11 protein-coding genes are annotated in these 12852 nt (G+C 34.8%); 7 read left to right on the forward strand and 4 right to left on the reverse strand.

Features of this window, described 5'->3' with window-relative positions; all coding sequences use genetic code 11:
- The first annotated feature begins 17 nt into the window (after positions 1-17).
- Positions 18-575, forward strand: coding sequence for a response regulator (locus tag L1I30_RS13745; RefSeq protein WP_236134878.1), 558 nt, complete (start codon positions 18-20; stop codon positions 573-575).
- Positions 565-1110: a biliverdin-producing heme oxygenase gene (locus L1I30_RS13750; protein WP_236134879.1), complete on the forward strand. Its 546-nt coding sequence runs from the start codon at positions 565-567 to the stop codon at positions 1108-1110. The genes L1I30_RS13745 and L1I30_RS13750 overlap by 11 nt, the downstream gene beginning before the upstream one ends.
- Here L1I30_RS13750 and L1I30_RS13755 read toward each other — a convergent pair.
- Positions 1107-1688: a pseudouridine synthase gene (locus L1I30_RS13755; RefSeq protein ID WP_236134880.1), complete on the reverse strand. Its 582-nt coding sequence runs from the start codon at positions 1686-1688 to the stop codon at positions 1107-1109. The two genes, L1I30_RS13750 and L1I30_RS13755, sit on opposite strands and share 4 nt — an antisense overlap.
- Before the next feature lie 11 nt (positions 1689-1699).
- Positions 1700-2323 (reverse strand): class I SAM-dependent methyltransferase, encoded by a 624-nt coding sequence (locus tag L1I30_RS13760; RefSeq protein WP_236134881.1) that lies wholly within the window; start codon positions 2321-2323, stop codon positions 1700-1702.
- 182 nt (positions 2324-2505) lie between these two features.
- Here L1I30_RS13760 and L1I30_RS13765 point away from each other — a divergent pair, with 182 nt between their 5' ends.
- Positions 2506-3750: a cation:proton antiporter gene (locus L1I30_RS13765; protein WP_236134882.1), complete on the forward strand. Its 1245-nt coding sequence runs from the start codon at positions 2506-2508 to the stop codon at positions 3748-3750.
- 104 nt (positions 3751-3854) lie between these two features.
- Positions 3855-5585 (forward strand): APC family permease, encoded by a 1731-nt coding sequence (locus L1I30_RS13770; protein WP_236134883.1) that lies wholly within the window; start codon positions 3855-3857, stop codon positions 5583-5585.
- A gap of 16 nt (positions 5586-5601) precedes the next feature.
- Here L1I30_RS13770 and L1I30_RS13775 read toward each other — a convergent pair whose 3' ends face one another.
- Both L1I30_RS13775 and L1I30_RS13780 read right to left on the reverse strand, forming a co-directional pair.
- The gene (locus L1I30_RS13775; protein WP_236134884.1) at positions 5602-6030 is read right to left on the reverse strand and encodes a hypothetical protein; all 429 of its coding nucleotides are present in this window, start codon (positions 6028-6030) and stop codon (positions 5602-5604) included.
- 2 nt (positions 6031-6032) lie between these two features.
- On the reverse strand, positions 6033-6584 hold the full coding sequence (locus tag L1I30_RS13780) for a hypothetical protein (protein ID WP_236134885.1): 552 nt from the start codon (positions 6582-6584) through the stop codon (positions 6033-6035).
- A gap of 354 nt (positions 6585-6938) precedes the next feature.
- Here L1I30_RS13780 and L1I30_RS13785 point away from each other — a divergent pair, with 354 nt between their 5' ends.
- Genes L1I30_RS13785 through L1I30_RS13795 form a run of 3 tightly spaced genes read left to right on the forward strand, consistent with a single transcriptional unit; the run spans position 6939 to position 12839 of the window.
- Positions 6939-11678: a PAS domain-containing hybrid sensor histidine kinase/response regulator gene (locus L1I30_RS13785; RefSeq protein ID WP_236134886.1), complete on the forward strand. Its 4740-nt coding sequence runs from the start codon at positions 6939-6941 to the stop codon at positions 11676-11678.
- 43 nt (positions 11679-11721) lie between these two features.
- On the forward strand, positions 11722-12480 hold the full coding sequence (locus L1I30_RS13790) for a response regulator (RefSeq protein ID WP_236134887.1): 759 nt from the start codon (positions 11722-11724) through the stop codon (positions 12478-12480).
- On the forward strand, positions 12477-12839 hold the full coding sequence (locus L1I30_RS13795) for a response regulator transcription factor (protein WP_236134888.1): 363 nt from the start codon (positions 12477-12479) through the stop codon (positions 12837-12839). Before L1I30_RS13790 ends, L1I30_RS13795 begins: the two co-directional genes overlap by 4 nt.
- Positions 12840-12852: the final 13 nt, after the last annotated feature.

Consider the following 12852-nt stretch of genomic DNA (forward strand, 5'->3'; position numbering starts at 1 on the left):
AGTGTAAAAGATAGTACATGATAACAACAGCTTTACGAATATTACTGGTAGAAGATAAAGTCACTGATGCCGAGTTAACCATAAGAATGATTAATAAAATTGCCTTGAAAGCAGAGGTGAAGGTGGTTGATAATCTATCTGCCTGTGCAGATGCTTTGCGGTCTTTCGTTCCAGATGTGGTGATCTCCGACTATAATCTCCCTACCTGTTCCGGCCTAGAGGTCCTAGAATTGGTGAAGTCTAAAGATAGTACCATGGAATTTATATTCCTTACAGGGACGATCAACGATGAAGAGGTTGCTGCAAATACAATACTTTCTGGAGTTTCAGGATTTGTATTGAAAAAACATATGAATACGTTAGATGAAAAACTTCGACCCCTGTTAAAGAAGATCGTTTTTAATATGAGCGAGCGAGAAGAGGTACGATTAAAAATTAGAGAGAATAAAATAGCGGTTAATGAGATCTATGATTTTTTAGATAGTATTAATTCCGATAATTCTGAACAGAAAGTGAATATTAAAGAGATTCGGGAAAAGATTAAAAAAGATAAAGAACAGGATGATGCTGAGTAAATTAAGGGAGGCCACACATCAGTTGCATAAGGAGATTGAAAAAGATAATTTGGCAGATTTAATTATTTCCCATGAAATAACCTTAGACCAGTATAAAAAGCTGTTGCTACAAAATCATACCGCTTATAGAATCGTTGAAGCCGAAATCACTAAATATATTCCCGAATATACCTCGGAAAAAACTGTTCATCTTCAAAAAGACCTTGATTTATTAGAACTTGAGAATCCATATTTGGAGGAATACACCTTGAAATTTAAGTGTACTTCGGTGGCTCAGGCTATAGGAGCCAGATATGTTATTGAAGGATCTTCATTAGGGGGAATAATGATCGCAACGCATTTAAAGGATTGTGCCAATTTGCAGGATTTGACAAAGCACAACTTTTTTAATGGAGACAGGGATGGGGTAATGAGTTGGAATAAATACTGTAAAGATCTAAAGAAAATAGATTTTACAGCTGCTCAGGAAAAGGAAGCCATACAAAAGGCTATGGACACTTTTAATTTCTTTGGAAAAGTTTTCCGGGAGATTTAAATGAGCTTAAAAGAACCTACTTCTAATACGTCTCCCGATTGCAGGTTATTTAAAAATTCGTTTCCTATTCGAATTCTTACCAATCTTAACGTAGGGTAGCCAACTGCAGCAGTCATTTTTTTAACCTGCCGGAATTTACCCTCAGTTAAAGTAATGGAAACCCAACACGTAGGACCATGTCTTTCATCTCTAATCTTTTTTGAACGCTGAGGAAATCCCGGAGCCTTATCTAATTTAAAGGCTTTACAAGGTTTGGTAAGATATTTTTTACCATTAATACCTATTTCTACACCATTATTTAAGAGTGCTATGGCTTGCTCATTTATGATGCCATCTACCTGTACATAATATTCCTTTTCAACCTCCTTGCTTCTTACGTCTTCACTCATCATTCCACTGGTGGTTAAAAGCAATAAACCTTCAGAATCTTCATCTAATCTCCCAATTGCCATGGTATCATCAGGGAAATTATATAAGTCCCCAAGTAGCTTCTTATTTTTCCTTGTGGTCTGATTATTTATAAATTGACTGAGATACCCATAGGGTTTATAAATTTTGAAATGCTGATACTTAGACATGTTCTAACAACTTACTTTTCGAATATGAAGGATATTAAACGAGGAATATTTTTTCTATTATCCTCATCAAACCATTCCTTAATTTCTAATAGTTTGAATCGGTGCTTATTTGCCGCCCACAGATAATCGGACATATGATGAATGAATACTTCTAGTTCCTGAATTTCTTTACCATTATCAAATCTTGCTTTACTCCCTGTATATTGTTTAAATGGATGAAGTTCGCAAATATAGAATTTTCCTTTTGGAATTAGGCGGTTACTAGCCTGTTCGAATATAAAGTTCAGATCTTTAATATGTTCCAAAACAAGGCTGCAGGTAATTAAATTGAATTGATTAGCAGGAACCGGCCAGGCTTTGGTTAAATCAGTTTGCAAAAATTCTACGTTTTTTGAACGAACCTTATTTCTTGCGATTTCCATCATCTCTAAAGAAAAATCCAGACCGGTTATGGATACAGCTTTTTTAAGCATCCATTGAATGTTCTTCCCGGTTCCGCATCCCAACTCTAAAACTTTCCCTTTCAGATGCATATTTAAAGTTGATTTTGCAGCAAGCATTTCAATATCACGTGTTTTATTTGGCATATCATCATAGGTCGCTGCCCAATCATTATACGCTTTACTGATACTCATAGAATTTAATTTTTGAAGGAATTTGGCAATATATAATAATTCAAATATAAGGTCTTCTCACTATTTGGGTAGAATTACAATAATAAGTTTCTATTCCTATTTTTAGATTATTGTTATAACAAGTTCTGTTTTAGTAAAACTGATGTTTAAAATATATATTTGTTCAACAGCAAAATTTTTCCATGGATTATTTTTTGATCATTACCGTATTAGTCACGCTCTCTGCAATTTTTGGTTACATCAACGTGAGATTTTTAAAATTACCAAATAGCATTGGCTTAATGTTGATAACAATATTATTTACACTTGCAGTATTTGCACTTAGTTTTTATGATGCAACCCTACTAGAAGCAGAAAAGAAGATCATCAACCAAATTGATTTTCAAAAAGTACTATTAGATGTAATGTTAAGCTTTCTGCTTTTTGCCGGAGCCTTACACACCAATTTTGAGCAATTAAAAGTTCAGCGATGGCCGGTTTTGGTATTTGCAACCTTAGGAATTATGGTTTCAACTTTTTTGGTTGGAACGGGTATGTATTACATTTTGCAGCTCTTAGGGCAGGAGGTAGCTTATATTTATTGTCTTTTATTCGGGGCTTTAATATCTCCTACCGATCCTATAGCCGTGTTGGGAATTTTAAAGAAAGCCGGTGTTCCTAAAATGTTGGAGACCAAAATCGTCGGGGAGTCTTTATTTAATGATGGAGTAGGAGTAGTTATATTTTTGACTATTTATAAAATTGCAGATTCAGAAACAGGGAATATAGAATTTTTACCCATAATGGAGCTATTTGGTATGGAGGTGATTGGCGGGATTTCTTTAGGCTTGTTATTGGGATGGATCACATACAGGCTCATGAAATCTATTGACGACTATGATATTGAAGTAATTATAACACTTGCAGCAGTAATGGCGGGTACTGCAATAGCTCAATATTTTCATTTCTCGGCTCCATTGGCCATGGTAACTGCTGGGCTGGTTGTTGGAAATGATACAGTTCGAGCCTCGACCATGTCGGAGATCACAGAAAGTTATGTGGATAAATTTTGGGAATTGATAGATATATTACTTAATACTATACTGTTTGTTTTAATAGGAATGGAAATGCTGGTACTTTCCTTTACAGGGCACTATATTGTAGCTGGTTTATTAGCTATTCCTGTTGTTCTGTTATGCAGATATACCTCCTTATTACTTCCTATAAATTTCTTTAGTAAACGATTAGATTTTGTTCCCAATACTAATTTAATAATGACTTGGGGTGGTTTACGGGGAGGTATTTCCATAGCCTTGGCACTGAGCCTAACTGGAGAAATGCATAGAGATCTTTTTCTGGTAATTACCTATTTGGTAGTGGTATTTTCTATCCTTGTTCAAGGGCTTTCTGTAGGGAAGTTAGTAAAGAGACTTGGCAGTGCTAAATAAATTTAGGCACACAATATTATCAAAGCTTTACTATAAAAAGGTTTAACAGATTGTTTTGAGTTGCTTTTGTATTCTTATGTAAATTTAAGCATCGAAAAGTTGGTATGGCTAAAAAATTAAATCAATTAGAAGCTACCGCCATTTGCGGTAATGATATTAGTTCTTCTTGTCTTTATGTATCGGCGCTCGCTATTTTTTATGCAGGACAATACGCCTGGATTTCACTTTTGATAGTTGCCGGAGTTCTTTTTCTTTTTCGGAGGATATATGGGGAAGTTGTGGGAGCATTGCCTTTAAACGGAGGAGCTTATAACGCTTTATTAAATACAACAAAAAAATCTACAGCCTCGCTCGCTGCATCTTTAACGGTATTGTCGTATATGGCTACCGCTGTTATCTCTGCCAGTGAAGCAGTAAAATATGCTTACAGCATATGGAATGATATTCCAATTCTACCGGTTACCATTGGCTTACTATTATTGTTTATGGGCTTGGTAATTATTGGGATAGGCGAATCATCTAAAGTGGCAATAGCCATCTTTATATTTCATTTGGTGTCGCTCACCTTGCTGTGCGGATTTTGTTTATATTATTTCTTTTCTAATGGATTCGACACATTACTTGCAAATTTTGAGATACCTGTAAAAGGGAGCATCGTTCAGGCATTATTTTTTGGTTTTTCTGCCGCGATGTTAGGAATTAGTGGATTCGAAAGTTCTGCCAATTATGTGGAAGAGCAGAAGGAAGGTGTTTTCCCGAAAACTCTTAGAAACATGTGGATTGTAGTAAGCATTTTTAACCCTCTTATTGCCTTTCTTGCATTAGCTCTTATTCCCATGAATGTGGTAAGTGCCAATCAGGAAGCTTTACTTTCATATCTGGGTGATATATCTGGCGGGAATTGGCTGTCGCTACTGGTTGGAATAGATGCGGCGTTGGTTTTAAGTGGGGCTGTATTAACATCTTTTGTTGGAGTTGGCGGACTTATGGAACGAATGGCTCTAGACCGAATTCTTCCAAAATTTATTCTTAAAAGAAATAAGAGCAATAGCCCGTATTTAATTTTTATTCTCTTTTTTATTCTGTGTACTTCTATTCTTTTGGTTACCGGAGGAAATTTAGCTGAACTGGCTGGAGTGTATACCATAGCTTTTCTCTCAGTAATGGTGCTTTTTGGATTGGGAAACCTTCTTTTAAAAGTTAATAGAGGACAGTTACCTCGCCCGGAGCGAGCTAGCTGGATAGCATTGTTTTTAGCAATTGCATCGGTTGTTGCTGCAATTATAGGAAACATAGTCCTTAATCCCGATTACCTAATCACTTTTATTGAATATTTAATCCCGGCACTGGCAGTGGTATTCTTTATGCTCTATAAAACATACATATACAAGGCATATCTTTTAATCTTAGCGAAGATATTTCCTAGCGAGAACAGGCTCTTTCGAACGCTTAATTATGTTATTAAATCGAAATTAGCAAAGATGAAGGATCAACAATTCGTGTTCTTTACCAACCACGATAATGTAGAGAATTTGAATAAAGTGATGCAGTATATTACAAAAAATGAAACTACTCGTAAACTTAAGATTGTGGCTGTATTGGATAAAGATTCTAAAGTGGCTTCAAATTTAAGATCGGATATTGAGGTCCTTGATAGAGCTTACCCAGAAATACGTATCGAATTTATTGAAGAACCCGGCGTATTTGGACCAGAGAAGATTAAAGAGTTATCAAACCGCTGGAATATCCCAATAAACTTTATGTTTATAGGAGCCCCGAGTGCAAAATTTAAATATAGAGTTCAGCAATTAGGGGAAGTAAGAGTTATTATTTAACACGATCTGCATATTTTCAATTCTTATTTTTTCTTTTTAATTGGCGTATTTTCTTAACATGTTTGCTTTTGGCAACCACAGCTAAGCTAAGAGATACCAAAACAGAGATACTTGCCGAAGTTCCCAACGCTCCTCCATATCCGGTGAAAAATGAACTTGTATTAAAGTAAATGATTGAGAATATAATACCCGAAATTACTATAAGCAAGTATTTGGAAATCACTTTAGAAGATACCATTCCTATAAAAGAGGCACCAATAAATACGATAGGAATGTTTTTGGTGAGGTAGTCATTAAAAAGATATGGGAATAAGTAAAAAAAGATCCCAACGATTAGCGATAATAAAGCTGATGCTCTTACTCCTCCTTGTTTTAAGTTATTATTAAGTATAAATGTAGCAAGTGCCGATATTATTCCTGTAAGTATAATGATAAATGAATCCATAATTAAAAGAAAAGATATAGCAGCAAAGAAGTAAAGGCCACACCGCCAAAGGCTATTGTTCCAAGTTTACCGCCAAACCCGTTGAAAATATTTTTTGATAAAATGAGGAATGCACCGGTCATAAATGCAGCGAATATTATAAATCTGAAATCCTCTGCCACAGCAGGAGCAGTCATTCCCACAAAGGCGCCACAGTATATAGAGGCAGGAAGTTCTCTTAAAAACTCATTTCTTTTATTGAATTCAGGGATAAAGGAGGCTATAGTTCCGATTAATCCGGCTGCAATTACAGGCCCTAACTTAAATTCTACACTTAAATAATACGTGCTTAAAGCTCCTGTAACCACGTATAAAATCACATATAAATCTTCTATAAAATGAGCTTCTTCATCTCGTGGAGCATTAAAGTAGGCATGGGTAATTAAAGCTGATATAAACAATAAAAATCCAATGATCAACGGGGTGTTTATTCGCTCAAAGAATATTGCCAATAAAAATGAGAAGTGAACCAGAACTAATATGAAAAAAGCAATTCGCCTAAGTAATTTAGTCATATGTGCTTTTTTAAATGAATTCAAAATTGGTTATAAACGCGAAAATAAAGAAAATAGATGTGTTAATACTCTATTTTAAGACAGGTTTAAAACTTAGGATACTTGAAAATATTAGTTCTAAGGGTTATGTTTATTTAAAGCCTAAAAAGCATAAATCTATTTAATAGATTGCAGGAATATTATATTTTCTAATTTCCATTTTAATTGAATGCATAATTATTGGAAAATATAAATGATTGTGCTTTTTTTATATCGTAGTGGGAATTGTTTGTAATTTTGAAGTTATTGAATTACTTTGATAGGTGGAACAATTTCAATATTAAATTTCACTCACAGTTTGCAAACTTTTTAAATATGCCCCAATTGAATAGTTACCTACAATCTGAATTTTATGAGCTTCTTAAAAATGATCCCTCAGTATTTAAATGGTTAAGCGGCAATGTAGTTGATGGAATTTGGTATTGTGACCTTGAAAACAAAGAAAATGTTTGGATAAGTGAGAATTTCTGGGATACGCTGGGATATTCAATATCACAGGATAAAAATGTAGAAAGTAACTGGAACGAAATTATGCTAGCCTCAGATAGGCCTTACGTTCTTAGTTTGGTTACAGAAGCTGCAATGAACCCTGATAAGCCATTTGAAACGGTTTTCAAATCAAAGCACACCGATAATAAAATGGTGTTGTTAGGAGGGAAGGGTTACATTACTTCCAAGGAAAATGGCGTGAAATCACGACTGCTTTTAGTATTTCATAATGTAAATAGAGATGATAGCGAGAACTTACAGCTTTTATCCGAAAATAAATATCTTAAAAAATTAAATGAGGTTTTTAATGAAGCCAACGAGCTCACACGTATAGGGGGATGGGAAATGGATTTGGTAAATCACAAATTAACGTGGACCAAAGTAACCAAAGATATACATGAGGTAGATCAAGATTATGAACCAGACCTTAATACCGGTATCAATTTTTATAAGAAGGGTGAAAGCCGAGATAGAATAGCCGAGCTTTTTAAAGCTGCTGTAGAAGATGGAATTCCGTTTAATGAAGAATTGCAAATAGTAACTATTAAGGGCAATGAAGTTTGGGTGAGAGCCTTTGGTAAACCTGAAATGAAAAATGGAAGATGTGTTAGAGTATATGGAGCATTTCAAGATATTAATCTAAAGAAAAATAGAGAACTGGAGTTAAAGTTAAGCCAGGACAGATTTCAACAAATATTTCACAACTCTTCTATTGGGATTGTTTTGGTGAATCCGGACAATACTTTAGTAATGATTAACCCGGCCACATTAAACATTTTTGGATATGAAAATGCAACAAGAGAAGAAACTCTAGGTTTAACTTTTCGTGATGTAACGCATCCTGATGATCTAGCAACGGCACACGATTATAGAACAAGATTGCTTTCAGGTGAGATCAATAATTATAAATTACAGGGTAGGTTCATAAAGAGAAACGGAGAGATTATATGGTGTAATATTAATACCTCACTTATAAAAAATGACGACGGATCGCCCAGCTTGATAATTACTCAGGTGGAAGATATTACCTTTAGGAAAGAACTGGAAGCTAAAGCTCAGGAAAGCGCCAATCAATTTAGAAGCGCGTTCGAATTTTCTCCTAACGGTATGGCAATGGTTGGATTAAAAGGTGATTGGTTAAGCGTTAACCGTACGTTATCTCAAATGGCAGGTTACCCACATAAAGAATTCTTAAAGATCAGTTTTCATGGGCATACCCATCCTGGTGATAGAACAATTGATGAAGAACTCGTTACTGAGCTACTGAGTAATAAGAGAGAGGCCTATACCATTGAGAAGAGATACCTCCATAAAGACGGAAGTATCATCTACGGTTTACTAAATGTTTCTCTTTTAAGGGATGAAGAATCCAATCCATTATACTTTATCACACAAATAAATGATATTACCGAAAGCAGGTTAGCCAAAGAAGCCTTACGGGACAGTTTACATGAATTACAATCTGTAATGGATGCTACTACCCAGGTGTCATTAATAGAAGCTGATTTAAGTGGAACGATTAGAAAGATAAATAGAGGTGCAGAAAATTTATTAGGTTATACATCTGAAGAGTTAATAGGTAAAGAAAATGTTATTCTTTTTCATGATGAGGAAGAAGTAGAGAAGCGAGGAAGAGAACTTTCAGAAAAATATGGTAGGCAAATAGGCGGTTTTGATGTGTTCATTCAAAAAGCAAAGGATGGGAAATTTGAATCTCGGGAATGGACTTATGTTAGAAAAGATGGGTCGCGTTTCTCAATTCAATTAGTGGTAACTGCAGTTACCAACGATCAAGGTGAAATTATCAGTTATATAGGAGTTGCATCTGATATCTCTTATTTGAAGAATATTGAAATGGAACTTCGTGAGAGCCAGCAACGATGGAAATTTGCTTTAGAAGGTTCTGGAGATGGAGTGTGGGATTGGGATATTCAAGAAGGCAAACAATACTTGTCCAATCATGCCAAGAACATGCTTGGTTTTGATTCTGATGAAGCTTTGACAGATATTAAGGATTGGGATGATAGAATTCATCCAAATGATAAAGAAAAATCTAATAGAGCGGTAAAAGATTATTTTGATAATAAAGTTCCATTATATAACGTAGAAAAAAGGGTTAGATGCAAGGATGGTAGTTATAAATGGATTTTAGACAGAGGTAAAATAATAGAATGGGATGAAGATGGAAATCCTGTTAGAATGATTGGAACTCAATCAGATATTACCGAGCGTAAAAATGCAGAACAGCTTATAAAAGAGAATGAACTTCGATTTAGATCTTTATATGAACTTTCCCCAATTGGAATTGGTCTTATAGATATTGAATCAGGAAAGTTTATTAATGCCAATATTGCACTTTTAGAATCTGTGGGTTACGATTATGACGAAATATTAGATATTACATATAGGGAATGCATTCCACAGGGAGAAGATCAAGATATCGAAAAGCTTGAACACTTTCTTCAGTTTGGAACAGACGATCCATTCGAGCATGAATTCATTAGAAAAGATGGAAGAAGTGTTCCGGTTCTGGTGAACGGCGTAAGAATGAAAGACGCCTCCGGAAAGAAAATAATTCTCTCCACAATTGAAGATATCACCAGTAGAAAGGAGATGGAAAATTCTTTGGTAAAGGCTAAGATTAAAGCTGAATCGGCAAATAAATCTAAATCAGAATTTTTGGCAAATATGAGCCATGAGATTCGTACTCCCCTAAATGGAGTTATTGGGTTTACCGATTTATTGATGAAAACGGAACTTAATCCAAGCCAAAAACAATACATGAAAACCGTTTATAATTCGGCAAATTCATTATTAGACCTTATAAATGATATACTTGACTTTTCAAAAATAGAGGCCGGAAAACTAGAACTGAGTGAAGAAAGGACAGACCTTATAGAACTCTGCGGACAGACAGTAGATATTATTAAACATCAGGCGCATGAAAAGAATCTGGAAATTCTATTGAATATTTCTCCTGATGTTAACAGATATATTTTTGCAGATCCTGTTAGAATAAGACAAATACTTACCAACCTTTTGGGGAATGCTGTAAAATTTACAGAAAAGGGGGAAGTGGAGCTCAAAATAGAAGCAAAACTCCTTAATGTTGATTCCTCAGAAATGCAGTTTACTTTTACTATACGAGATACGGGAATAGGAATTGCTCCTAATAACCTTGCAAAGATTTTTAATGCCTTCGATCAGGAAGATTCTTCAACCACCAGGAAATATGGAGGAACTGGCCTAGGGCTTACCATTAGCAATAAATTATTGGAATTGATGGATAGTAAATTAAAGGTGGAAAGTACTTTGGGAATAGGAAGTGAGTTTTCTTTTAATGTTACTCTAGAAACAGAAAAAGGACATTCTAATTTTAAAGAATCATCAAAGGAAATTCAGAAGGTACTTGTGGTAGACGACAATGAAAACAATAGAATAATCCTTCAGGAAATGCTTGCTATTTCTAACATTGAAACCCACCTTGTTGCCAACGGGATTGAGGCTCTTCAAACTCTGGAGGTAGAAAACGACTTTGATCTGGCCATTGTAGATTACAATATGCCCTATATGAATGGAATTGAGCTTATAAGCCATATTAGACAAAAGCTTTTAGTTACGTCTGATATTCTCCCAATTATTTTATTGCATAGCTCAGCAGATGATGATAAGATACATCAAGCTTGCAAAGATTTGGAAGTACAATTTAATGTTACCAAGCCTATTCAAATCGATCAGTTATTCCGAATGTTGAAAAATATAAAGGTTCCATTAGAAGATTCTAATAATTATATTAAAGAGTCGGCCAGTAGTGAAACCAGCGAGATTTACACTATTTTGGTAGCCGAAGACAACCCGGTAAACAAATTTTTGGCCAAAACTATTATTTTAAAAGCACTTCCTAATGCTAATATATTAGAAGCCAACGATGGGTTAGAAGCAGTGGAAACTTATAAAACCAAGCAGGTAGATCTTATTTTCATGGATATTCAAATGCCTCAAATGAGCGGTTTTGAAGCAACAACTGAAATTAGGGCGTATGAGAACAAAGCGATGCATGTTCCTATAATCGCCTTGACCGCGAGAACTGTAAAAGGGGAAGAGGAGCGATGTGCCTCATACGGAATGGATGGTTATATTACTAAACCGGTAATTTTTGATACCATTAACGACATTATTAAATTATATTTAATTGAAAAAGATGAGCCACCTAAAGCTTTAGAAACCCCTGAAAAAGCTACCGACTTAAAGCTTCATTATGATAGAAACGAATTATTTAGTAAATTTATGGGTAATGAGGAGGATGTAGCTGAACTAATGAAAATAGTTACTTCAAATCTTAACAAACTTTCAGCTAGTTTAGCTGATGAAATTGCGAAGGAAAATTTAGATAACATTAAAAAAGTAGCTCATAGCATTAAAGGAACTGCTTTGAATTGCAATTTTAACATCCTCAGAGACTTAGCAATTGAACTGGAAAGTATACAATCATTCAAAAAAGATGTACTTTCGCAATACGAACAGAAAATAAATGATGAAATAAAATTTCTTATTAATATTATTTAATTAATATTTATCTAGATCAGGTATTTCCCCAAATCACCGAATCATGGAAAATTCTACTTATGCCCCAAGCAGAGGTTTTACTATTTTATTGGTAGAAACTAATATTATTGAACAGGAAAAGTTCAGCCAAATTGCTATATCTGAAGAATGGAATTTGGTTTATTGTAAATCTGGAATAGAAGCTATTCAATGGCTGCAGAATAATAGCACCGCTGATCTACTTGTTATTCAGGAAGATTCTCTTCCCTTAAATGGCTTTCAAACTGCCGATTATATAAAGTCTGAACTTGGTTTAGCGCTTCCCGTTCTAATTAGTGTGGACAACCAACTTACCGAGGTGCGCCCTCGAGTTCATTCTTATGTGGAAGGCTTTGTTAAAAAGCCCTTTCATAAACAAAGCCTTATAGAGGATATTAATGCTGTCTTTTCTAAATCTATTGAAATTGCCCCTGCTCAAAATAATAGGTATTCTCTAAATTATCTTAACGAGATTTTCGACGGAAACGAGAGTATTATTATGGAATCTCTAGGTTTGTTTCAAACTTCAGTAGATTCGGAACTTAAAAGCTTGAATAATGTGCTTACTCACCGTGATTTTACCAAGATTAGAGAAATAGCTCACGGTATAAAGCCTTCATTTGCTATGCTGGAAAGTGAAACAGGTGAAACCATTTGTCACTTAATAAATAATGAAGCTAAAGATGAAGAAATGGCTTATCTTATCGGCGAACTTCAACAAGAATTTAATATCATTACAGAACAATTAAGTCGGGACTTTCCTGAGCTAAATTCAGAGGTATGAAGAAAATTTTAGTGATTGAAGATAACCCAATGGTAATTAAATCTTTGGAATTTAAATTAACCAAAGACGGTAATGATGTTCACATTGCGCATGATGGTAGAGAGGCCATGAAATTTTTAAAAGAAGGTGAGTTCGACTTGATTCTAACCGATTTAATGTTGCCTTTCGTTACCGGGAATGAGCTAATAAGCTATATTAAAAAGGTATATCCACAAACTCCCATTATAGTACTGTCTACATCAACCCAAGAAACAATTATAATGGACGCTTTTAATATGGGTGTGGACGATTTTATAACCAAACCTTTTAGCCCAAACGAACTTTCACTAAGAGTGAAACGCCTTCTTGCCAAATCCTAAGGCTTAAACTTTA

The sequence above is a fragment of the Gillisia lutea genome, from assembly GCF_021568705.1.
Taxonomy (GTDB): domain Bacteria; phylum Bacteroidota; class Bacteroidia; order Flavobacteriales; family Flavobacteriaceae; genus Gillisia; species Gillisia lutea.